General features: G+C 60.6%; 20 protein-coding genes, 1 pseudogene and 1 riboswitch. Of the genes and pseudogenes, 11 read left to right on the top strand and 10 right to left on the bottom strand.

Annotation, left to right across the window (positions count from 1 at the left end; all coding sequences use genetic code 11):
- Nucleotides 1–10 precede the first annotated feature (10 nt).
- The 4 genes from CFAEC_RS03640 to CFAEC_RS03625 all read right to left on the bottom strand — a co-directional run bounded on the left by CFAEC_RS03640 (nucleotide 11) and on the right by CFAEC_RS03625 (nucleotide 4178).
- Complete coding sequence (locus CFAEC_RS03640; RefSeq protein WP_435384273.1) at nucleotides 11–769, bottom strand: hypothetical protein; 759 nt, start codon at nucleotides 767–769, stop codon at nucleotides 11–13.
- Between the two features lie 164 nt (nucleotides 770–933).
- Complete coding sequence (locus CFAEC_RS03635; RefSeq protein ID WP_290278916.1) at nucleotides 934–2589, bottom strand: monocarboxylic acid transporter; 1656 nt, start codon at nucleotides 2587–2589, stop codon at nucleotides 934–936.
- A gap of 6 nt (nucleotides 2590–2595) precedes the next feature.
- Nucleotides 2596–2877, bottom strand: coding sequence for a DUF485 domain-containing protein (locus CFAEC_RS03630; protein ID WP_290278914.1), 282 nt, complete (start codon nucleotides 2875–2877; stop codon nucleotides 2596–2598).
- Nucleotides 2878–3308: 431 nt separating this feature from the next.
- The gene (locus tag CFAEC_RS03625) at nucleotides 3309–4178 is read right to left on the bottom strand and encodes an aldo/keto reductase (RefSeq protein ID WP_435384255.1); all 870 of its coding nucleotides are present in this window, start codon (nucleotides 4176–4178) and stop codon (nucleotides 3309–3311) included.
- Between the two features lie 76 nt (nucleotides 4179–4254).
- On the opposite strand from CFAEC_RS03625, the gene CFAEC_RS03620 reads away from it, so the two are divergent.
- Nucleotides 4255–5706 carry a carboxyl transferase domain-containing protein gene (locus tag CFAEC_RS03620; RefSeq protein ID WP_290278909.1) on the top strand — a complete coding sequence of 484 codons (1452 nt, stop codon included), beginning with the start codon at nucleotides 4255–4257 and terminating at the stop codon, nucleotides 5704–5706.
- A gap of 8 nt (nucleotides 5707–5714) precedes the next feature.
- Here CFAEC_RS03620 and fkpA read toward each other — a convergent pair whose 3' ends face one another.
- Both fkpA and CFAEC_RS03610 read right to left on the bottom strand, forming a co-directional pair.
- Entirely contained in the window at nucleotides 5715–6071 is a 357-nt protein-coding gene (gene fkpA / locus CFAEC_RS03615) for an FKBP-type peptidyl-prolyl cis-trans isomerase FkpA (RefSeq protein WP_290278907.1), read from the bottom strand.
- Between the two features lie 137 nt (nucleotides 6072–6208).
- Complete coding sequence (locus CFAEC_RS03610) at nucleotides 6209–7501, bottom strand: citrate synthase (RefSeq protein ID WP_290278906.1); 1293 nt, start codon at nucleotides 7499–7501, stop codon at nucleotides 6209–6211.
- 764 nt (nucleotides 7502–8265) lie between these two features.
- Between CFAEC_RS03610 and serC the strand changes: the two genes are divergently transcribed.
- The 3 genes and pseudogenes from serC to CFAEC_RS03595 form a co-directional block, all read left to right on the top strand.
- Nucleotides 8266–9396 (top strand): phosphoserine transaminase, encoded by a 1131-nt coding sequence (gene serC, locus CFAEC_RS03605; protein WP_290278904.1) that lies wholly within the window; start codon nucleotides 8266–8268, stop codon nucleotides 9394–9396.
- 194 nt (nucleotides 9397–9590) lie between these two features.
- Complete coding sequence (gene sepH, locus CFAEC_RS03600; protein ID WP_290278902.1) at nucleotides 9591–10790, top strand: septation protein SepH; 1200 nt, start codon at nucleotides 9591–9593, stop codon at nucleotides 10788–10790.
- A gap of 12 nt (nucleotides 10791–10802) precedes the next feature.
- Nucleotides 10803–11684 (top strand): annotated as a pseudogene (locus CFAEC_RS03595) (DUF6928 family protein); the annotation flags it as partial.
- A gap of 171 nt (nucleotides 11685–11855) precedes the next feature.
- On the opposite strand, the gene CFAEC_RS03590 reads toward CFAEC_RS03595, so the two are convergent.
- Both CFAEC_RS03590 and CFAEC_RS03585 read right to left on the bottom strand, forming a co-directional pair.
- Complete coding sequence (locus CFAEC_RS03590; protein WP_290278897.1) at nucleotides 11856–12692, bottom strand: TrmH family RNA methyltransferase; 837 nt, start codon at nucleotides 12690–12692, stop codon at nucleotides 11856–11858.
- Between the two features lie 2 nt (nucleotides 12693–12694).
- Nucleotides 12695–14155, bottom strand: a complete 1461-nt coding sequence (locus CFAEC_RS03585) for an NCS2 family permease (protein WP_290278895.1) — start codon at nucleotides 14153–14155, stop codon at nucleotides 12695–12697.
- Nucleotides 14156–14513: 358 nt separating this feature from the next.
- Between CFAEC_RS03585 and CFAEC_RS03580 the strand changes: the two genes are divergently transcribed.
- Genes CFAEC_RS03580 through CFAEC_RS03570 form a run of 3 tightly spaced genes read left to right on the top strand, consistent with a single transcriptional unit; the run spans nucleotide 14514 to nucleotide 16551 of the window.
- Nucleotides 14514–15194, top strand: coding sequence for an aminotransferase class IV (locus CFAEC_RS03580; RefSeq protein ID WP_290278894.1), 681 nt, complete (start codon nucleotides 14514–14516; stop codon nucleotides 15192–15194).
- A gap of 11 nt (nucleotides 15195–15205) precedes the next feature.
- Nucleotides 15206–16012 (top strand): glutaminyl-peptide cyclotransferase, encoded by an 807-nt coding sequence (locus CFAEC_RS03575; RefSeq protein ID WP_290278891.1) that lies wholly within the window; start codon nucleotides 15206–15208, stop codon nucleotides 16010–16012.
- Nucleotides 16013–16023: 11 nt separating this feature from the next.
- Nucleotides 16024–16551 (top strand): DUF2771 domain-containing protein, encoded by a 528-nt coding sequence (locus tag CFAEC_RS03570; RefSeq protein WP_290278889.1) that lies wholly within the window; start codon nucleotides 16024–16026, stop codon nucleotides 16549–16551.
- An 87-nt stretch (nucleotides 16552–16638) separates the two neighbouring features.
- Here CFAEC_RS03570 and CFAEC_RS03565 read toward each other — a convergent pair whose 3' ends face one another.
- Nucleotides 16639–17022: a cold-shock protein gene (locus CFAEC_RS03565; protein ID WP_290278887.1), complete on the bottom strand. Its 384-nt coding sequence runs from the start codon at nucleotides 17020–17022 to the stop codon at nucleotides 16639–16641.
- A 349-nt stretch (nucleotides 17023–17371) separates the two neighbouring features.
- Nucleotides 17372–17546, top strand: a riboswitch (cyclic di-AMP (ydaO/yuaA leader).
- A gap of 5 nt (nucleotides 17547–17551) precedes the next feature.
- On the opposite strand from CFAEC_RS03565, the gene CFAEC_RS03560 reads away from it, so the two are divergent.
- Complete coding sequence (locus CFAEC_RS03560; protein WP_290278886.1) at nucleotides 17552–18145, top strand: resuscitation-promoting factor Rpf1 domain-containing protein; 594 nt, start codon at nucleotides 17552–17554, stop codon at nucleotides 18143–18145.
- Between the two features lie 204 nt (nucleotides 18146–18349).
- Here CFAEC_RS03560 and CFAEC_RS03555 read toward each other — a convergent pair whose 3' ends face one another.
- Complete coding sequence (locus CFAEC_RS03555) at nucleotides 18350–18541, bottom strand: hypothetical protein (protein ID WP_290278885.1); 192 nt, start codon at nucleotides 18539–18541, stop codon at nucleotides 18350–18352.
- A 65-nt stretch (nucleotides 18542–18606) separates the two neighbouring features.
- On the opposite strand from CFAEC_RS03555, the gene CFAEC_RS03550 reads away from it, so the two are divergent.
- Genes CFAEC_RS03550 through CFAEC_RS03540 form a run of 3 tightly spaced genes read left to right on the top strand, consistent with a single transcriptional unit; the run spans nucleotide 18607 to nucleotide 23215 of the window.
- The gene (locus CFAEC_RS03550; protein ID WP_290278883.1) at nucleotides 18607–20847 is read left to right on the top strand and encodes a helicase-associated domain-containing protein; all 2241 of its coding nucleotides are present in this window, start codon (nucleotides 18607–18609) and stop codon (nucleotides 20845–20847) included.
- 52 nt (nucleotides 20848–20899) lie between these two features.
- Entirely contained in the window at nucleotides 20900–22573 is a 1674-nt protein-coding gene (locus CFAEC_RS03545) for a DNA repair helicase XPB (protein WP_290278881.1), read from the top strand.
- Nucleotides 22574–23215, top strand: a complete 642-nt coding sequence (locus tag CFAEC_RS03540; protein ID WP_290278879.1) for a DUF3239 domain-containing protein — start codon at nucleotides 22574–22576, stop codon at nucleotides 23213–23215.
- The last annotated feature ends 110 nt before the right edge of the window (nucleotides 23216–23325 follow it).

The following is a 23325-nucleotide window of genomic DNA, read 5'->3' as shown; positions in this document are numbered from 1 at the left end:
TAGAACCTGATCAGTCCTCATCCCCGTTGACCTCATCCAGCTGGTTCTGCACCAGCCGGGTGAGGTCTTCTGCATCTCCCGTCACTGCGGCCGCGACCACGAAGCCCTCCCCGAAAGACACCGAGGAATGCAGCTGGCGATCATCCGACCAACCCCATTTGGTGCCGATCACCCCGGGCAGCACATAGGTCCCCCAGTTCTGCTCATAGCCGTCCGCTGCAACCGGATCCGAAGCCGCCATGGCCACCAGGATCGGTGAGGTGGGATCCTTGTCAATGAGGGCAGCCAGGAACTTGACCACATCGTAGGTTGAGGTGACTGAATAACCCCAACGTTCCGCTCCCCTGGTGGACAGCAGCCCGTACTTGTCCGCGGTGGCGTCGATGGCCTCCGGATAAGCATCAAACAGCACCTCCGCAGAGGAATCAGAGGAGGTGCTCACCATATCCACCGCGAGATACTTCTCATCCAGGTCGCCGTGTTCGAACACATAGTCCGCGATATAGAGCTTGCTCAGGCTCAGCGCAGGACGGGCGAAACGTTCTGTCGCGGTGCCGGTGCGGAAATCATCGTTCAAGCTGAGAAAGGACACCTGTGAACCGGTGGAGTTCTCTACAAAGCTGGAGTACTCAGAATGGCCGGTGACATCAGAGCCCGCGCTCGCCTTCCGGGTGGGCGCATCCTCACTGGCAGCACTCCCCTGCTGCTGATCGTCAGATTCCGGGAGGATCAGGAAGGGACCGACCACCGCGATGACGGCGACCAGCATAAAGGTGGAGAGCCGCCACCCGCGGTGAACCTGAGAAGAAGTTGACACGCCGACTTATCCTAGTACATGCAGAAACCACCGCTGTTCCGTATGAAACAGGAACAGCGGTGGTTTCCAGTGTGTGCGGAAGGATCTGGAATCAGATCACAACCTTGAGCGGGAGATTAGTGGGTAGCTGCCTTCTCAACACCGACACCGGTGAGGGAACGAACTTCCATCTCAGCTGCCAGGTCATCCATGTTGTCAGGCTTACCAACCAGGGTGCCGATATAACCGGCGATGAAGGCCAGTGGGATGGAGATGATGCCTGGGTTCTTCAGTGGGAAGATAGCCCAGTCCGCGCCCGGAACCATGGAGGTATCGGTGCCGGAAACCGCCGGGGAGAAGAAGATCAGCAGCAGTGCGGAGATCAGGCCGGTGTAGATGGCGGCGACTGCACCGGTGGTGTTGAACTTCTTCCAGTACAGGGAGTACAGGATGGTCGGGAGGTTGGCGGACGCTGCGATAGCGAAGGCCAGGGCGACCAGGAAGGCGACGTTCTGGGTCATCGCGAGGATGCCGAGGACGATGGAGATGATACCGATCACGATAACGGTGATGCGGGAGACGCGGACCTGCTCAGCTTCGGTGGACTTGCCGTCACGGAGAACAGCGTTGTAGATATCGTGTCCGACCGCTGCAGAGGCGGTGATGGCAAGGCCTGCAACCACGGCGAGAACGGTGGCGAAGGCAACCGCGGAGATCAGCGCCATGAAGATGGAGCCGCCGAGTTCGAATGCCAGCAGTGGAGCAGCTGCGTTCTGTGCGCCCGGTGCTTCGAGGATGCGGTCCGGACCAACGAGTGCTGCCGCGCCATAACCCAGGATCAGGGTCATCAGGTAGAAGGCACCGATGAGGACGATGGCCCAGGTAACGGACTTACGTGCCTCGAGAGCGGTAGGAACGGTGTAGAAGCGCATGAGAACGTGTGGCAGACCAGCGGTACCCAGGACCAGTGCGATGGCCAGGGAGATGAAGTCCAGCTGGCTGGTCAGGTTCGCACCGTACTGCAGGCCTGGCTCCAGGATCTGGGTGGCCTCATAGCCCTTGTTGGCGAGGTTGTCGGAGACAGCGTGGGTGGCAACAGCCTCATCCAGGAGGGTGGAGATGCCGCCGCGGACCTTCCAGAAGGTGAATACGGTCATGACGCCAACGCCGCCGACCAGCAGGACAGCCTTGATCATCTGGACGTAGGTGGTGCCCTTCATGCCGCCGAGGAGAACGTAGGCGATCATGACCACGCCGACGATGGCGACCACAACGGCCTGCCAGACGAACTCGTGGATGTTGAGTAGAACGGACACGAGGGAGCCTGCGCCAGCCATCTGGGCGATCAGGTAGAAGAGGGTGACGGCCAGGGTGCCACAGGCTGCGGCCACACGGACCGGCTTCTGCTTGAGGCGGAAGGAGAGCACGTCCGCCATGGTGAAGCGGCCGACGTTACGCAGTGGCTCAGCAACCAGCAGCAGGGCGACGAGCCAGGCGACGAAGAAGCCGATGGAGTAGAGGAATCCGTCATAACCGTTCAGTGCGATGGCACCGACAATTCCGAGGAAGGACGCAGCGGACAGGTAGTCACCTGCGATGGCCAGACCGTTCTGAGTACCGGAGAAGGACGCGCCGCCGGTGTAGAAGTCGGTGGATTCACCGGAGCTCTTGCCCACGCGCATCACCACGGTCATGGTGACCACGATGAAGACGACGAAGACCGCAATATTGAGGATCGGGTTACCGACACCTTCTGGTGTCGCTTCCTGAGCGAGGAGGATAGTGGAATTCATAATGGATTAACCTTCCATCTTCTTGCGGATCGCAGCCTGACGTGGCTCCAGGTTCTTGTTCGCGAACATGATGTAGACGTAGGTGATCACGAATGTGGTGAGGAACTGAAGGAGCCCGAAGAGCAGGCCGACGTTAATGGAACCAAACACAGGAGTGGACATCCACTCTGATGCAAAGGTCGCGATCAGAACGTAGGCGATGTACCACACGAAGAAGGCAACGGTCATGGGGAATGCAAAAGAGCGGAATTTGCTTCGGAGTTCGCCGAATTCCTTACTCTCTTGCATCGCCCGGAATTCTTGAGCAGTCGGCTGGCGACGCTCCCGGATAGTAGGTTCTGCACTCACTGGAAATTCATCTCGCTTTCATATCCCTCGAGCAGGGAGTTGGTAACCGGTTACCTCGGAAAGTGCCGGCTTTCCTGGTAACTGAATGTTCTTCAAACGTCTGGCCCACGACCGCGAAGTATGTTGTCGATCACAGCTAAACGTGTGAATGTGAAGTTACCTAACTCACATTGCAATGCGATAGCGATTCGTTAAAGTTTTCCCAAATTTTCACACCCGACCCCCCAGTCAAATGCATTGACCAGCCTTTATAGCGATTTACGATCTACCCCCAAAAGGGCACCCTCGCGTGCCTTTGTTATTTTTGCAAACCTCTGCTTGCAATAGTTAACGGGCTTCACAGAAGGTGATTTTGGTTAATCTTGGGAATTTTAAACAGGAAAATTCCGTGGATCAGTGTATAGGCGACCCGATCCCCCACCGTGATCCATGGCTGTGAGGCTGGAAACCTCATCAATCGAAAGAGTGAGTTTATTGACATTGAGATTCTCCAACAGCCGTTGACGATGAGCCGTTTTAGGGATCGCCACCAACCCTGATTGCACCAGCCAACGCAGAACCACCGCGGCAGGATTCACCCCATGTTCCTGCGCGATCCCGGTGATCACCGAATGGTTCAGCACATCACCCCGCGCCAGGGGCGCCCACGCGGTGGTGACAATTCCGAGTCGCTCATGAAGGGCCCGCAAGGGAGCCTGACTGAATCCCGGATGCAGTTCCACCTGGTTGACCGCCGGCACGATCCCGGTCGCGCTCACCAGATCCTCCATCACCTCCTCGTAGAAGTTCGCCACCCCGATGGATTGCACCTGCCCCAGTCCCTGGATGGTCGCGATCGCCTCAAAGGTCTCGTTGTACAGTCCCCTCTGCGGGCACGGCCAGTGCACCAGATAGAGATCCAGATAGTCCAGACCCAGCAGAGTCAGTGAGGTCTGGAATGCCTTCTGCGCCTTCTCCCGACCCTGATCGTCATTCCATACCTTGGACGTGATGAAGAGTTCTTCCCGGGTCACCTCCCCCGCCCGGATGGCATCCGCGATGGCGCGGCCCACCTCCACCTCGTTGTCATAGAGCGTGGCCGTATCGATGTGCCGATACCCCATCTCCAACGCTGCCCGGACCACCCGATAGGCATCATCGCCATGGAGCATCCAGGTGCCCAGACCGATCTGTGGGATCTCGGAGCCATCGGCGAGGGTCAAGGTCGGGACAAAAACATCATTGTTGGCCATAAACCCCATTCAACACCACCCCATCCGGTGGCGAAACGCTGTTTTCACCCGAGTTGACCCCTCTTGAGCCGATAGTGTTTAAAACATGACACGCACTTCAGCGAAGGATCTGATCGCACAGGTTTTGGATGATGGAAGCTTTTCTTCGTGGGACACCCCACCGGAATACGGGGACATCGATGATGACTACCGTGCGGCCCTGGCCCGCGCCCGCGAGAAGTCAGGGGTTGATGAGTCAGTGATCACCGGTGAGGGCACCGTCGATGGTGCCCGGGTGGCGGTCATCCTCTCTGAGTTCGCCTTCCTCGGTGGATCGATCGGGGCAGCCACCTCCCGGCGTCTCATCCAGGCCATCCACCGGGCCACTGCGGAGCGTCTCCCGCTGCTTATCTCTCCGGCCTCCGGTGGTACGCGCATGCAGGAGGGCACCCCGGCCTTCACCATGATGATCTCCATCACCACCGCTGTGTACCGCCACAAGGATGCCCACCTCCCTTTCCTGGTATATCTGCGCAATCCCACGATGGGTGGCGTGATGGCATCCTGGGGTTCGGCAGGACATTTCACCTTTGCGGAACCGGATGCACTCCTGGGGTTCCTGGGCCCCCGCGTGGTGGAGTTGACCACAGGCACCCCCATGCCCGATGGTGTGCAGACGGGTGAGAATCTGGCGGAGCACGGGGTCATCGATGGCGTGGTCTCCCCCACCCAGCTGCGTGCCGCCGTGGTGAAGATCATGAGGGTGTTGAGTCAGGCGTCGCCAAGCACACCCCGCGAATTGGCCGCACCTAGCGGCCCACGCAGTGCCTGGGAGGCCATTGTCAAAACACGCGAACCCGGTCGCGCCGGCATGGTTGACCTGGTTGACCACCTTGGCCACAACGTAATCAAACTCTCCGGCACAGGCGACGGGCGTGTCTCCCAGGCCACCACGGTGGCCCTGGCCCGTATCGGTGGGAGGCCCGTGGTGCTCATCGGGCAGGATCGACATCACCTGCCACTGGGCCCGGCCGCACTCCGTTTCGCACGCCGCGGTATTTCGCTGGCGAAGGAACTCCAGCTGCCCATCGTCAGCATCATCGACACCCCCGGCGCGGAACTGTCCCGCGATGCAGAAGAGAAGGGCATGGCCGGCTCCATCGCCCGCACCCTGGGAGAGCTTGTCGACGCTCCGGTGCCCACCGTCTCCGTCATCCTCGGCCAGGGCTGTGGTGGCGGCGCGCTCGCCATGTTGCCCGCTGACCGCGTGCTGGCGGCGGAGAACGCGTGGCTGTCCCCGCTCCCACCGGAGGGGGCGTCCGCGATCATCTACCGCGACACGTCCCATGCGCCGGAGATGATGGAGCGGCAGGGGGTATCAGCCCATGCGATGCTGGGATCCGGCATCATTGACGGGCTGATTGCTGAAACCGATGATTTCGTGGGCGAGGTTGTCGCTGCAATCGACAACACCCTCCACGAATTGGAAACCAATCCGGAGAGGGTGGGTCGGGAACAGCGCTTCAGGCACTATGAGCGCCTGGCTGAGCTGAACTAAGACATCAGTTATGCGCTGATCAGATCGATCATGAAGACCAGGGTGCGGCCGGACAGGGGGTGTCCGCTGCCCTCTGGGCCGTAAGCGGCCTCCGGTGGGATGGTCAGCTGACGGCGTCCGCCGACCTTCATGCCCGGGATGCCTTCCTGCCAGCCGGCGATGAGTCCATTGAGGGGGAACTGTACGGACTGTCCGCGGTCCCAGGAGGAGTCGAATTCCTCACCGGTCTCGAAGTCAACGCCGACGTAGTGGACCTCGACGACACCTCCGGGCTGTGCCTCAGCACCCTCGCCCACGATGATGTCCTCGATGACCAGGTCTTCCGGTGCTGGACCGGACTGGGCGTCAATCTGTGGCTTTTCCATGTGGTTCACATACTCCTTGAAAGATCGTGAAATTTTTGGCTCCGGACACAGCGAAGGCCGGAACCATCGCCTGTCATTATGACAGATTCATGGGCTCCGGCCGAAGCTGAGTGCACGAAGGTAGCGTGATCTAGGTTTTAGCGCTCTTCGCGGGGAATGATCTTGCGTGCGGTCTCACCGGTGTAGATCTGGCGTGGGCGGTTGATCTTGGCACCAGGGGCACCGAGCTGCTCGCGGTAGTGTGCAATCCAGCCTGGAAGGCGGCCGATGGCAAACAGGACGGTGAAGAAGTCCTGTGGGAAGCCCATGGCGCGGTAGATCAGGCCGGTGTAGAAGTCCACGTTCGGGTACAGCTTGCGGGAGATGAAGTACTCGTCGTTGAGTGCGATTTCCTCCAGCTTGAGAGCCAGATCCAGCAGTGGGTCGCCACCGAGGTGATCGATGATCTCGTGTGCGAGATCCTTGACGATCGCAGCGCGTGGGTCGTAGTTCTTGTACACGCGGTGTCCGAAGCCCATGAGGCGGACACCCTGCTCCTTGTTCTTCACGCGGTTCATGAAGTCGGTGGCGTCGCCACCGTTGGCGGCGATCTCCTCGAGCATCTCGAGAACAGCCTGGTTGGCACCACCGTGCAGTGGGCCGGAGAGTGCATTGATACCACCGGCGATGGAGACGAACATGTTGGCCTGTGCGGAACCAATCATGCGGACGGTGGAGGTGGAGCAGTTCTGCTCGTGGTCAGCGTGCAGGATGAGCAGCTTGTCCAGAGCCTTGACCATGATCGGATCGATCTCGTATGGCTCGGTTGGGTAACCGAACATCATGCGCAGGAAGTTCTCGCGTGCGTTGAGGGAGTTATCCGGGTACATGTACGGAGCACCGTTGCGTGCGCGGTGAGCGTACGCGGCCAGCATGGGAATCTTCGCCATCAGGCGGACAGTTGCCTTGTCCAGCTGTGCCTCATCCAGTGGGTTCAGCTGATCCTGGTAGTAGGTGGAGAGAATATTCACCGAGGATGCCAGGGTTGCCATTGGGTGGGCGTCGCGTGGGAACACGTTGAACTGGGACTTGAAGTCCTCGTCCAGAAGGGTGTGGTGGCGGATCTCGTCGTTGAACTTATGGAGCTCTTCCGGGGTTGGTAGCTCACCGTTGATGAGGAGGTAGGAAACCTCATTGAAGGTGGCGTTCTCTGCCAGATCCGCAATGTCGTAGCCACGGTAACGCAGGATGCCTGCATCACCATCGATGTAGGTGATCTTGGATTCGGTGGAGCCGGTGCTCACATAGCCCGGATCAAAGGTCACCAGGCCGGTATCAGACAGCATCTTGCCCAGGACGACACCGGAGTTACCCTCGGTGGCCTCCATGATGTCCATCTCAAACTCGCCGCCGGGGTAGTGCAGTACAGCCTTGTTGTTATCAGTAGCCACGATTTCCCTTTCAAACTTTTTTAGTCGGTACTTCTCGGATTGCGGGAAGGTACCAGATTATAAAACCAGGTCGGACGTATCACGTGTAGTGAGATTGTTGTCGCGCGACACAAAAGTTTCCAAACTGGTCCGTTTTACACGCTATACCGACGATTGCCGTTTAGCCATATCCCGGTAGAAGGCCACTTCCCCCCTCTACAGACTTGGATCCCCATGACTCCCGGCCACCCACACCCACCGATATCAGTGAGTGCGGTCACGCCTGGGATTGTGCCGTCTTCCTGCTATGGAATTATGTTTCGTCATATCTTTCGAAGCCGTGAATCCAGGAGTGTTTCCCGCATTTCCAGACCACGTTTCCGTCACGCCAAGTGGAGCATGGCACAGTTTAGCAAAGTTTGTGATGTGCATGACATTAAAGCGGATATTTCCCCCTTCCCCACGTAGACCCAGCAGAGAAAACCCATCTACAACGGATATTCGCAGCGTTGGGAAACATTTTTCACATCACCTCCCGCAGTACCCCCATTATGGTGATAGATCACATACCGCTAATACTGCAGTGGGTGTGGGAACACGTCGAAAAGCACCGTTGCACACCACAACGGGCGGTGCACGCCGCCACCGGTGTGCGCCCATCCGGGATGCATTCAACTGGTTCCCGACGGCATACGGTTATAGTGATCAAGTCAGATAAAGGCGATGGCCGCTACGCGACCTCACACTCAAGCCCCACTTCCAAGCGCAGAAAGTTGCCCGAAGACATGACCGACTTCCCCACCCTGCCCTCCGAGTTCATTCCAGCCGACGGACGTTTTGGTTGCGGCCCGTCCAAGGTCCGCTCCGAGCAGATCCAGGCGATCGTTGATGGTGCATCCTCCATCATCGGCACCTCCCACCGTCAGCCAGCAGTGAAGAATGTCGTCGGCTCTGTCCGCGACGGCCTGTCCGAGCTGTTCTCCCTGCCTGAGGGCTATGAGATCATCCTCTCCCTGGGTGGTGCCACCGCTTTCTGGGATGCCGCAACCTTCGGCCTGATCGAGAAGAAGTCCGGACACCTGTCCTTCGGTGAGTTCTCCTCCAAGTTCGCCAAGGCCTCCAAGCTGGCCCCATGGCTGGATGAGCCAGCCGTGGTCACCGCGGAACCAGGGGACGCCCCGGCGCCACAGGCTTTCGAGGGTGCCGACGTCATCGCCTGGGCCCACAATGAGACCTCCACCGGCGCGATGGTCCCCATCGTCCGCCCGGAAGGCTCCGAGGGATCCTTGGTCACCATCGACGCCACCTCCGGTGCCGGCGGCCTTCCGGTGGACATGAAGGATGCCGATGTCTACTACTTCTCCCCTCAGAAGTGCTTCGCCTCCGACGGTGGTCTGTGGCTCGCCGCCATGAGCCCGGCCGCCCTGGAGCGCATCGAGAAGATCAACTCCTCCGACCGCTTCATCCCCGAGTTCCTCAACCTGCAGACCGCAGTGGACAACTCCCTGAAGAACCAGACCTACAACACCCCGGCCGTGAGCACCCTGCTCATGCTGGACAACCAGGTTAAGTGGATGAACGAGAACGGTGGCCTGGACGGCATGGTCGCCCGCACCACCGCCAACTCCTCCACCCTGTACAACTGGGCCGAGGCACGCGGGGAGACCACCCCGTATGTCGCCGACGCCGCGAAGCGCTCCCTCGTGGTGGGCACCATCGACTTCGATGACTCCATCGACGCCGCCGTGGTGGCCAAGATCCTGCGTGCCAACGGCATCCTGGATGTTGAGCCCTACCGCAAGCTGGGCCGCAACCAGCTGCGCGTGGGTATGTTCCCAGCCATCGACACCGTCGACGTGGAGAAGCTGACCAAGGCCATCGACCACATCCTCGATGGTGGATTCGCCAAGAAATAACCCCCTGAAGCTGCACCCTTTGTTGCAACTTTGATGAGACGCGCTGACCCCTTGGCACGGGACAGCGCGTTTTTTCGTTAAGCTTGGGCAATACATCGCGGTGGTCATACCCTAAGGAGCGGTCCGGTTCACCACCGTTCGCACAACTGCCATCACCGTCACCACCTTCATTATGTGAAGCTAAAGGAGTCAACATGCGGGAAATTTTCCTGGTCAGCGGTGATTCCACCGAATCATCGCTGGTATTCAAGTCCTCTGCTGAGGACGGCGCCGAGGAATTCTTCATCGCAGTCACCGACGATCTCCGCGCGATCGTGTCCGGCATCAGGCCTGCGGCCGACGAGGATCTGGCCGGACGGGACTGGTCCCACAACAGCAGCGAAACTTCCGGTGGCACGGAACGAGGCTCCTACACCGTGGCCACCGGTCCGACCCCCAGCTTGTCCTCCGTCGATGGCGAGGACCACACCGGGGAGAATGTGACTGCCCCCGCAGCGGAAACCGGAGCGGAGGCCGCTGAAGGCGGCACTGACCGGGTTGAGGGAGCTGCCGGCACACCAGGGGACTCCCCGGCTGTTCCCACTCCCAGCGCCGGTGCAACCCCGTTGCGACACCCCCGCGAGGAACGGGAGATTGATCCAAGGATCAGCGCACCATTGACCATGCCACCGCGTGAGATCCAGGCACGAATCAGATCCGGCGCCACCATCGTAGAACTGGCGGAGGAGAACGGTGTCACCGAGGCACGCATCGAGCCCTATGCCCACCCGGTTCTCCTGGAACGCGCCCGCATCGCGGAGCTTGCGAAACAATCCCACCCCGTGCGGGAGAACGGTCCGGCCAAGCTCACCCTCTGGGAGATCCTCGCCACGGCTTTCGCCACCCGCGGTCATGATCTGACCACCGCCAGGTGGGATGCCTACCGTGACGCCTCCAACCAGTGGATCGTGCGGGTCGACTGGAAGGCCGGCCTGAGCGACAACCACGCGGAATGGTCCCTCAACCTACACAACACCAGCTCCCCCACCTCAGACCCCCGCACCCCGGTTGCCGCCGATCTCATCGACCCTGAATTCATCCAGCCGGTACGCACACTCACGTCCATCGGCGGCGGGCAGCAGTACGCAGGTGACCATGGAGATCACTCAGGCGATTCCTGGGATGACAGCGAGCCTCACGGCGAGAGCTCAGGCAACGAAGACACCACTGATGGCTCCAGCCAGGAGTCCACGCAGGATCACAGAGACGGCCCGGAGCATGACCCCGGTGATGGATCCGCTCCGGAGCCGGGCGCAGAGGATGCGCCCCGCAACAGGCGGCGCAAGGCGGTCACACCGCACTGGGAAGATGTTCTCCTGGGAGTTCGCGCCAATACCCGGCGCCCGAAGAAATAGGACTGATGACCCATGCCCCGACAGCTGGGAGAGAATGCGGCGATCGTCACCTTCTGGTTTGTGACGGCAGCTGATCCGCAGGCAATTATCCGTTCAGGACCCCGTGCAGACAGGGGATTCGGCCGCAAGTACCTGGCCCAGTTGAATCCCTCATGGCCCATCACACCGATCGGACAGTTCTCCCTGAACAGGTCTGTCCCGGCATCGGCGAATGAATTCTACATCGCCGGCTTCCCCGGAGTGACCATCCTCCAGACCGCTCTGGAGGATGTCACCTCACTCAGCCGACTTGATCCCCGGATCCTCAACTCGATCCCGGCATCCGAAGTCTATGTTTTCGCCGTCAACGACGAGACCACCCTCGGCGGATTCGCCCACCTCAAAGGCGGAACGGTGAAAAGATCATTCATCGCACGGGAGGAACGGGTCTTTGAGGACGTCGGAGTTCCCGGCGGCTTCGAAACCCCGTACTGGGCAGGAAAAATGGGTGAACGGAGATCACCGTTGTCCCTTCCCTTCAATCCCATCGAACTGGTGAAGGAAGCGCAACGCGCCTGGTTGGGTTTCGACGTGACCAGCTCCCCGGATATCAACGTGGTGGCTTTCGCGGTGGATGGCCGCCCAGAACCCAGGATCTCCACGCCCCGGCCCCGGCCCACGATCAGCACCGTGGATGACCTCACCCAGAGCTCGGCTGAGAAACTCGGCTTCCGGGAATCCTCCGACTATGACGACTATGAACGCCATGACACCCCTGACCGCGTGGTCCCCCGCCGTGCCTCCACCAGCGCGAAGCAGGTGGCCCGCTCCGCGCAGAGTCTGGGGAAAACACTCTTCAGGGCCGGACGCGAGCTAGGTTCCACCATGGCGGAGAAACTCCGTCACACGGACCGGACCGCACCCACTGGTCGTGTCTCAGAGCCTGGTGGAACCCCCCAATCAGAGCGCCCAGACCACTCTGGCTACACTGACCACCCTGACTCAAAGCGTCCTGAACCGCGGCCCCGCCCCGGTGATGATCTCTACACCGACACCCCCGAAGAGAAGTAGGGGCAGGGCACGAAGTCAGCTCCGTGGCCGCTGCGAACGATCGCGTTCATAGAAGGCGATGGCAGCAGAGGTAGCCAGATTGAGGCTGTCGGTGCCGGGTGCCATGGGGATGCGGGCACGGACATCGGTGGCACGCATGGCGTGCTCGGTCAGCCCCGGTCCTTCCGCACCGACGAGCAGCGCCACCTTTTCCCTGCCTTCCAGTGCATCCTCGAGGTGCACCGCAGCCGGATCCGGAGTGAGGGAGACGAGGTGGAAACCGGCCTCGCTGAGTTCCTGCAACGACCGCTGCCAGGTGGTGGAACTGCCGTCGAGGTGCGCGTATGGGAGGCGGAGGACATGCCCCATGGATACACGCACCACACGGCGGTAGAGCGGATCAGCACAACCATTACCGAACAGAATGGCATCCACGCCCATGCCGGCGGCGTTGCGGAACATTGATCCGATGTTTTCGTGATCACCCACACCTTCGAGCACCACCACGGTGCGTGCGCCGTTCAGCACATCGGCCACCGTGGGTTCAGGCACCCGATCCGCGGCAGCCAGAAGACCCCGGTGCATGTCGAATCCGGCGACCTCAGCCAGTGTCTCGCGGGTCACCTCATAGATGGGGACGTCCCCCACCTCGTGCTCCGCCAGGAAAGCATCCAGCTTCGCCCGGAAACCGATCAGGGCACGCACCGGGAACCTGGATTCCAGGAGTCGGCTGATCACCAGTGGGCCCTCCGCGATAACCAGTCCCTTGCCACCGGGGAGATCAGGGCGGGAATCGGAGCGGTTGAGGTCGCGGATATCATCCAGGCGGGAGTCCGCGGGATCGGAGACGGTGACCCGGTTCGCAGCTGTCATCGTCAGGACACCGCGTCCATGATCGGATCAATGGCGAAGAACACCACGAACAGGCCGGCAACCAGCCACATCAGCCAGTGAACCTGCTTGCCCTTTCCTGCTGCCGCGGACATCACTGTGTACAGGATGAAGCCGACGCCGATGCCGTTGGCGATGGAGTAGGTGAAAGGCATGGTGACGATGGTGAGGAAGGCCGGGAAGGCAATGTAGAACTTGGAGAAATCGATGTCCCGGACCTGTGCCATCATCATCGCTCCCACGACGACCAGAACCGGTGCTGCAGCTTCGATCGGGACGATTTCATACAGCGGGGTGAGGAACATCGCCAACAGGAACATGGAACCGGTGACGATATTGGCCAGGCCGGTGCGGGCACCGTCAGCGACACCCGCGGAGGAATCGGCGAACACCGTATTGGAGGACGCGGAGACCGCCCCGCCGACGATGGCACCTGCTCCCTCCACCACCAGTGCCTTTTTGATATCCGGGAGGTTACCGTCCTCGTCGGTCAGCTTGCCCTGCTTGCCCAGGGCGGTCATTGTGCCCATGGCGTCGAAGAAGTTGGCCAGGACCAGGGTGAAGATCAGTAGCGTGGCGGCGAGGACACCGACCCGTGAGAATGCACCGATCAGATCAACGGCACCCACCAGGGACAGATCAGGCATCCCTCCGAAGGAGTCGGGAATTCCCGGAACAGCCAGGGACCATCCCTCGGGGTTGGGCTCACCATCTTCGAAGGACGGGCCGGCACCGAAGATGGCCTCAGCGATGATGGCCAGGAGGGTGGTGCCCAGAATGCCCAGGAACAGACCCCCTCGGACATTACGAACCACGAGAATGCCACACAGAAGTACGCCGAGCACGAAGACCAGGGTTGGCCAGGACGCGATGGAGCCGTCAATTCCGAGAACCACCGGGACCGTGGTGCCTGCCGCATCTGGGATACGGCGGACGAAACCGGCATCAACGAGGCCGATCATGGCGATGAACATGCCGATGCCCACGCTGATGGCGGCTTTCATTGATGGCGGGATGGCACGGAAAACCGCGACGCGGAACCCGGATACCGCCAGGATGACAATCACCACACCATCGAGAACCACCAGGCCCATTGCTTCGGGCCAGGTCAGACCTTCACCCGCAACGAGGGTGACAGCCACCATGGTGTTGAGACCGAGGCCGGCGGCGATACCGAAGGGGTACCTCGCGATCATGCCGAAGGCGATGGTCATGACACCTGCGGCCAGAGCGGTCACCGCGGCCACCTGGGGAATGCCGAGGGTGTCGCCATTAATATCCTCGGTGGTGCCCAGGATCAACGGGTTGAGGATGATGATGTAGGCCATTGCGAAGAAGGTGACCACACCTGCGCGGATCTCCGTGGCGATCGTTGATCCCCGTTCGGAGATCATGAAATAACGGTCCAGGGTGCCCCTGGTATCCGTTGCATTTTTCGACGTCATAACCGCAAACCTGATTTCTATGTCTGTGGAGCACCTCACCGAGGCGCATGGAAAACGATCTGAGTGGCACCCGCCTGATGATTCCGGCGGTGACATGGCTCAAGTGCCCCTTCTGGCTGAAAAGAGCAGAGAGTACCGGTGACAGGCGGACACTGTTGGTACTACTAGTGCGTAGAAATTGTTTCACCTGTTTGTCTGCCCAGGCAACTCCAGAGCGCTGTAGGAGGTGAAATGTGACCCGGATCAGGCAGTGCGATACTACCGATGCTACTGTTTGGCTATCTTAATAGAGGTCTTCCAGACCTTAAACCTAGTTGGAAAGGTTCAACTACGCACCGTGGTGACCACAAGTTTTCACATGGTTAACGGACGTGTCCGTTACTTTTCCGGACATCTGCGAAGGTTGACCGACACCGCCCCCTATGCCTCAACATACGAGCAGGACATCCGCCAGCGTTTAAGGGGCGCCGGTTCTGATGTATTCGCAACGGTCCAGGTGGAGAATCATACATTCAACGTGGAGATCCGTCCTCCGCGCCCGTTCCAGACCACCCTCACCGTGGATGTCCACGGCCACCGCGATGAGCGCCTGCGGCCCGGCATCAGGGGGCGCGACCAGGCCTGGCAGTCACGCACCCTCGCCACCTCACGGCGGCGTGGTGCGGATGCGGGTCTGCTTATCGACGAACGCGGACACGCCATCAGTCCCATCGAAGGATCGCTTCTGGTGTTGAAGGGTGAGATGGCCTTCCATTCCACCCATGAACGCGCATTGGCCTCCGTTCTGGAGGAACCCGTTCTGGAGTACCTGGTGAAGCAGGGATCCACCCCCAAAGCCCGCCCGGAGGGTTTCAACATCGAAGAGCTCCGTGGCGCTGAAGTCTGGTTCTTAAGCTCCTACACCGGAATCCAACTGGTGACGGCATGGCTGGAATACAGCAGCACCTTCAAGGTTCCGGAGAAGCGTCCCGTCGCCCCGTTTGTCCCCACATTCTCAGAAGTGAACCATTACCTGTGGGATACGGCTGAGGAAGTCTAGAATCCTAGGTCATGCCCCTCGCTAAACTTCTCACCTCCGCCCTGCTGTCCACATCCCTTCTATCCTCCGGTTGTTCCGTGGATGATCCCGGCCCAACGGGTCCGGATGATATCGATGACACCGGGGTTCAGCGCCTGGTACCTGAGATCGTGGACACCCACCCTTTCGATGAAACAGCCTTCACCCAGGGACTGGAAGTTGATGGCGACACCCTGATCGTGGGCACGGGCCAGTACGGCACGTCGGAGATCTACCGCACTACCCTTGATGGCGAGCGATCTGATGTCCACCGCCTGGAGGATCGGTTCTTCGGCGAGGGGATCACCCGCGCCGATGATTATGTCTGGCAGCTGACCTGGCAGGCCGGCATCGCCTTCAAACGTGATGCCGTCACCCTCGAAGAGATCGAACGTATTTCTTATGAGGGCGAGGGCTGGGGCCTGTGCTCCATGGGGGACACCCTGATCATGTCTGACGGCACCGCAGAGATACGGCATCTCGATGCCGACACCTTCACGGAATCGGACAGGATCACCGTCACACTCGATGGCACACCGGTTCCCTCCATCAATGAACTCGAATGCGTTGACGGCCAGGTGTACGCCAATCTTTTCCTGGATACCGACATCATCCGTTTCGATCCCACCACAGGTGTGGTCTCCGCGGTCATCGACGGCTCGGTTCTGCCCAACAACGCACAACCCGATCCTAATAACGTCCTCAACGGTATCGCCCACATCCCGGGCACCGACCGTTTCTACCTCTCCGGCAAGCGTTGGCCCGACCTCTATGAGGTCCGGTTCATCGAGGCTGGCTAGAATCAGGACTCATGGCGAGCCGGAGAACCAAGACCAAGAACATCATCCAGATCGGCGCACTCCTCGTGGCAGTGCTCGTGGTGGTGGTGATCTCCGTTGTGTTCCAGAACTGGTGGAACGATAGACCCGAACCGGAACCGGACACCGTCTCCATCACCGCCACATCACCTGCCGGCGAGGTTGAGGTGTTCCCCTTCAGCATCTGCGAGCCTGGTGTGGAGTGTGAAGAAAATGACATCCCCACGCTTGTCGTAGGTGAGGACGAGGAACTCCACCTGGCCATCCCGGAGACCATCCACGATCACGACTGGTACCTGCTGACCATCTATGATGACCCCGCAGCAAATGACGAGTTCTACCACACCAGCTATGAAACCACTGAGGCCACCGTCCCTGGTTCCGTCGATCCTCTGGTGGAGGGCGGTGAGCGCCCCCGCCTGATCGTGGTGGAGATCGCCTCGGTCATGATCGGAACCGACGACGAGGGAGTGGAAACCCCCTACACCACGACCTGGTCACTGACCACCGTCGAACAATAACGTTTCAGACCATCTCCCCCGAGATAGCTCAAGGCGGGTGGAACCGTAGATCATCACGGTTCCACCCGCCTTGTTGTCGTGTTATTCCTAGATTTCCAGTTCCTTGGCCACGGCGCGAAGGATCTTCGCCACCTGCTCCCCCACCTTGCGGTCCGGGTAGTGACCTTTCAGCAGAGCGGGCTGGACGGTGCCCTCGAGCATGGTGACCATGTCCGAGATGATCCCGTTGAGCTCCTCTGGCTTGTAGGTGTGCTGCGGGCGGCGGCGTGGGGTCTCCAGGACTTTGACGCGCAGAGCCTGCGGTCCCTTACGTCCGGCAGCGAAATCGAATTCGATGCGCTGACCCTGGTGAAGTTCCGTGACCCCCTTGGGAAGCACCTGCTTACCCACGAAGCAGTCCTCTTCGCCGGGATTGGAGACAAAGCCGAAACCACGCTCAGCGTCATACCATTTCACAGTTCCGACGGGCACTTGTCCTCACCACTTTCTTCTCAGTAGAACCGCCCAACTGTCATTGGGCCGAAGAAATTATTATACACTCGCTTCAGTCTGGCTGAAATTCGTAATCCCGCCCTGTTTCATTACGGATCTACCTCAAATGTGACATAGTTCATATCCTTGGTTTTATTGACCTTGACCTGCATGAACCAACTGAATGCGAGAATTCCTCAATCAAGTTCTCATAAAAAACGTGACACAATCGTGACTTTCGGTCTACGGTATCCCACAGGCACCGTGAGAGTTCATCCATTTCCGGCTCATCGCCAAACCCTGTCTGGGGCCGGCGGATGAAATTCCTATGCGGGTGCGCAGGACTTAAAACCATAAACCGCTTCTATATCAATAGAAGAAATTGCAGACAGGGACGGGGAAACCACCCGCTCATTCATGGGCACCGGAGGTAACTCCTTGGGGTGAAGCCGGATCCTTCCGGCAGGGCACATCCTCCGCCCTAACCCGACAGCTAACCTCGACGGCGACAAATGAGAGGAAACTTTTCATGGGACGTCATTCAGCCAAGACCAGCACCCCGTTCGTGAAGATGGCAGCCACCACCGTGGCCTTCGGCGCAGCCGCAGTCGCCTTCGCACCGGCCGCTTCCGCCGCCCCTGACTCCGACTGGGATCGCCTCGCACAGTGTGAGGCCGGTGGCAACTGGGCCATCAACACCGGCAACGGTTACCACGGCGGACTGCAGTTCTCCCCCTCCACCTGGCGTGCCTACGGCGGCGGCGAGTTCGCCCCGACCGCCAACCAGGCCACCCGCGAGCAGCAGATCGCTGTTGCCGAGCGCACCCTCGCCGGACAGGGCTGGGGCGCATGGCCAGCCTGCTCCCAGCGCCTGGGTCTGAACTCCGCTCCGACCCCACGTAACCTGAACGCACCTGCACCAGCTCCGGCACCGGCACCAGCAGCGGCTCCGGCCCCCGCTGAGTACCAGGCGACCGCTGGCGCGAACAACAACATCGCCATCGGCTCCACCGACCTGCAGACCATCACCAGCGTCTACGGTGCTGTCGCCGGCACCCTCGCGCAGTACGGTGTCCAGATTCCAGCTGAGGTCGAGGCCTACTACAGGTCCGTCGTCGGCTAAACAGTGTTCACTGTAGGATCCCCTACCCGGCGGATCCACAGAGCTCACAAAAGGGAGTGCACGTCACCTGGTGACGTGCACTCCCTTTTGCTTTATTGACAATCAAAACGACAGCGGGAACACGAACAGTAGGGAAAACGGTCAGAGTTGGCCGACCGTTTTCCCTACTGTTGTCTTAGCTTGTCTTAGCTGTCCGCTCCGCTGTTAGCGGTTGATGCGGGTGTATGGGTGGAGGTAACCGACGGTCTCGGCAGGAACCGGGAACTCGTTGTCATCTCCCCATGGGCTGGATGCGCCAGCGTGCGGCGCGGTGAGTTCAGTGACTACGTGACCTTCGCTCGGGTCGTGATCGGGCCAAGCCGGATCCACGTACCCCTTCTTCTCTACATTTGCCATGTGTCCCATTCTTTCAAACTCTGCGATCAAAAGTCACCTCAACTGTGCCTAAACTTGTAGACATCATGAAAAAAGACTCCCCCGTTCCCACCCTCAGGGGGTGGTTGGAACAACTCGATGATGATCAGCTGTCTGGAATCCTCCGAAACCGACCCGACACCGTACTCCCCCTCCCACCCGGAATAGGGTCCCTTGCTGCGCGTTTACAGCTCCGGGCCTCCCTCCAGCGGGCCATGCACAAGCTCAACGCCTTAGACCTCGCCGTTCTGGAGGCCGCAGCCAACGCAGGCGCGGAGCTCCACCCCGTCACTGCCCCCGAAGTGGTGGAACGCCTGGGGCGCGCACTGCGCCACCACGATGAGAAGCCCACCACGGATCAGATTCAACAGGCACTCGACAGGCTGCGTGGATGCGCGTTGATCTTCGGCACTGACCAGTTCATGATCATGCAGGAGGCCATGTCCACACTGCCCACCAGCTGGCAGCTCCTGCCGGAGGAACACGGGGCTTCCCTGTCGTTGTTGTCGTTTGAGGAGGCGTCGCAAAGCATAAAAGCCCTACCGGCGCGGCACCGTAAGATCCTGGCCACGCTGGTCACCTCCGGCGGCCTGGGGTTGACGCGGGACGCCGCGCTGTCGGCGGACCCCGGCCGACCCATTCCACAGTTGATCACGGCCGGTCTGCTCGCCCGGGTGGATGAGCAGACCGTCAAACTGCCCGCTGTGGTGCGCAGGGTGCTGGAGGGGCATGAGGCGGTGGCGTGGCGTGTGGTGCCGGTGGCACCCAATGCCATTCCAGGTGCGGATGATGCCGGTATCGCGGCCGGGTTGGAGGTGGTGCGGCAGCAACGCATGCTTATCGACGCCCTCTCCCTCGCCCCCGCCTCCACCCTGAAGGAGGGCTCCCTCGGGGTGAGGGTGCTGGCGCGACTGACCAAGGCCCTCCAGGTGGATGAGGAACACATCGCCCGTCTCGTGAGCCTGGGTGTGGCAGCCAACCTGCTGCGCCGTGGAGTTCCCGATCCTCTGCCCGAGGACGATGACGGCGGAGACTACATCGCCCCAACCGACCTGGCCGGGGACTGGCTGCAGGCTCCCCTGGGCGAGCAGCTGGCCGTGCTTCTGCGGGGTTGGTGGACACAGAACCTCGCCGCCTGGCTGGTGGGTCGGGCGGATGAGAAGGATAAACCGATTCATCTGCTCAGTCCCGCCACCAAACGCGACACCCTTCCGGAGACCCGACGCATGGTGGTGGAATCCCTGTCGCGGGTCACCGAGGCCGATTTGGAGGATGATCTCTTCTTCCACCACCCGCTGGCTGCCTCCCGCATCACCGGTGAGACCATCTCACATCTGTTGGATGAGGCCCGCTGGATCGGGGCTGTCGCCAACGGCGGGGTCACCAGCGCCGCCCGGATGCTCGTGGCTGCCCCGCCGGGTGCCGTACCCGGAGTCGACGACCTCGCCGCCGCCATCAAGGCTCCGGCACCCGTGGATTATTTCATCGTCCAGGCAGATTTCACCATCATGGTCCCGGGGCCACTGAAACCTGCGATGCAGAAAACCATGGAACAGCTCGCGGACCTGGAATCCCCGGGGCTGGCCAGTGTGTACCGCATCAACGAGAAAACCTTCCGCCATGCGATGGACCTGGGACTGACGGCCACCGACATTGAGGAGTTCCTCACCCACCACAGCGCCACCGAGGTTCCCCAGTCGGTCATGTATCTGCTCCGGGATATCGCCCGCAGGCACGGCACACTCCGCGGCGGGCCGGCGATGTGTTATCTGCGTTCTGATGACCCAGCGCTGCTGCACACCGCGGTGGAGGCTGCCACTGAGCTGGACCTGCGCCAGATCGCGCCCACCGTGGCGGTGTCACAGGCATCGCTGTTCCAGGTGATCAGCCTGCTGAGGAAGGCCGGTATGCAACCGGTGGCGGAAGATGCCCTGGGGGCCAGCCTCAGCCTGGCACCGTCACCGGCGCGCGTGCCGTCCGCGGAACAGCCCCGGCCCAAACCGCAGCTGGATGAGAGCCGCATCCGGGCTGCGGTGGCGGCCATCCGTCGGGAGGAGGCCGCTCATGCCGGCACCGTTTCCGATCAGCCCACCCTGGCTGTGCTCCAAGCTGCCGTGCGGGGCAACCGATCCGTCACGCTGGGATTTGTGGATAAACAGGGCGTGGCGGTGCACCGGGTGGTTAAACCGCTGACGGTCACTGCAGGGCAGGTGGATGCCCTCGATGAGAGCACAGGCTCGGTGCACCGGTTCATGCTGCACAGGATCACAGAAGTGATAGTGGATTAACGGGAAAACAGTGACATAATGGAGGTTTGTATATCGATAGGAGACATATTTCGTGGCCTTTGGCGATGGACCCCTGATCGTCCAGTCCGACAAAACCGTACTACTTGAGATCGGCCATGCTGCAGCCGGTGACGCCCGCGCCGCGCTCGCACCCTTCGCGGAGTTGGAGCGCGCCCCTGAGCACATCCACACCTACCGCATCACCCCGCTGGCACTGTGGAATGCCCGCGCCGCGGGCCATGATGCCGAGCAGGTGGTCGACGTGCTCGAGCGCTACTCCCGTTTCCCCGTGCCCCAGGCACTGCTTGTCGACGTCGCCGAAACCATGTCCCGATACGGTCGCGTGCGCATGCACAAACATCCCGCACACGGCCTGATCCTGGAATCCGCTGAACCTGCCATCCTGGTGGAGATCTCACGCCACAAGAAGATCAAGCCGATGCTCGGCCAGCAGCTGGATACTGAAACCATCGCGGTGCATCCGTCTGAGCGTGGCCGGCTGAAGCAGGAACTGCTCAAGATCGGTTGGCCGGCGGAAGATCTGGCCGGTTATGTCGATGGTGAGGCGCACCCGATCGCCCTGTCCACCGACACCGAGGACTGGTCACTGCGTGATTATCAGAGTCACGCCGCCGATTCCTTCTGGGAGGGCGGTTCCGGCGTGGTGGTCCTCCCCTGTGGGGCGGGAAAGACGATGGTGGGTGCAGCCTCCATGGCACGTGCCCAGGCAACCACCCTCATCCTGGTCACCAACACGGTCGCTGGCCGACAGTGGAAGGATGAACTGCTGCGTCGAACCACCCTCACCGAGGATGAGATCGGTGAGTACTCCGGCGAACGCAAGGAGATCCGTCCCGTCACCATCGCCACCTACCAGGTGGTCACCCGCCGCACCAAGGGTGAATACAAGGCCCTGGAGCTCTTTGATTCCCGTGACTGGGGCCTGATCATCTATGACGAGGTCCATCTTCTCCCCGCACCGGTGTTTCGCATGACCTCTGATCTGCAGTCCAGGCGCAGACTGGGCCTGACCGCCACCCTTGTGCGCGAGGATGGTCGCGAGGGAGATGTCTTCTCCCTCATCGGCCCGAAGCGTTACGACGCCCCCTGGAAAGACCTGGAAGCCCAGGGATTCATCGCCACCGCCGATTGCGTGGAGGTCCGCACCACCATGACGGATTCGGAGCGCATGGTCTATGCCACCGCCGAGTCAGCCGACCGTTACCGCCTGGCCGCCACCGCCCACACCAAGGTCCGTGTGGTGCGCAAGATTCTGGAACAGCACCAGGGCCAGCCCACGTTGATCATCGGCGCCTACCTGGATCAGTTGGAGGAACTCGGGGCGGAGTTCAACGCCCCCATCGTGGACGGCAAGACCTCCAACAAGAAGCGCGGGGAACTCTTTGATCAGTTCCGCTCCGGTGAACTCACCGTGCTCGTGGTGTCCAAAGTGGCGAACTTCTCCATCGACCTCCCCGAGGCCGCCGTGGCCATCCAGGTCTCTGGCACCTTCGGGTCGCGCCAGGAGGAGGCCCAACGTCTGGGTCGCCTCCTGCGGCCCAAGGCCGATGGTGGCGAGGCCCACTTCTACTCAGTGGTCAGCCGCGATACCTTGGATACCGAGTACGCCGCCCATCGCCAGCGGTTCCTGGCTGAGCAGGGTTATGCCTACCGGATCATCGATGCTGATGATCTCCTATTTCCCATTACAGAGAAAGAAAAATAAATGCCCAACTTCTCCTTCGACGTGGATGAAGCCTACGCAAAAAAGAACAACGAATTCCTCCGCGACACCAAGCGACTCCAGGTCTCTGCGTTGCTCTTCGGTCTGGTGCTCCTCGCCGTCGGTGGTGGCCTCTACTACCTCGCCGACGGTGCCGTCTGGGGCTGGATTGTGCTGATCATGATGGCCATCATGGCCCTGATCAGTTTCATCATGATCCCAATTCTGCCCCGCCAGGTCGGTTCCGCACAGTCGCTCTACAACCAGTATCCGCTGGTGCCTGCCGTGGTCGCAGAGATCAACCCCCGCGATGTGGTCCTGATGGCACTGGTCAACCTCAACGTGGATGAGACCCGTCCCCCACGCTGGGCTCTTGCCCTGCGCACCGTCACCCGCCTGGGTGTGCATCAGCGCAAGCTCGGTGAGCGGGTGCCCGCGGTTGCGGTGAGTGGTCGACGTACCGTCCGTGATCAGGAGCGTTGGGATGAGATCAGCCCCATGCCGATCACCTGGGGCACCACCGACACCGATGTTGTCCGCACTGCCGAGAAAACCATCCCCCACGACCTCTGGAACAAGCTGGAGAAGAACCGCAACAAATTTGATCAGGTCAAGGAAACCCGCATGAACCTGTTGGAGCTCTAGAAAAGCTCATAACCGGGAGCGCCCACCACATTCACGTTGGTCAGCGCTCCCGGTTTTCTCTTTCCTGGGGTACAGGATCGCAGAAAATCTCAATGAGTTGGATGCTCACC

This window comes from Corynebacterium faecale (assembly GCF_030408735.1).
GTDB lineage: Bacteria > Actinomycetota > Actinomycetes > Mycobacteriales > Mycobacteriaceae > Corynebacterium > Corynebacterium faecale.
The sequence above is the reverse complement of the archived record's forward strand: the minus strand, read 5'-3'. Positions and strand labels throughout refer to the sequence as shown.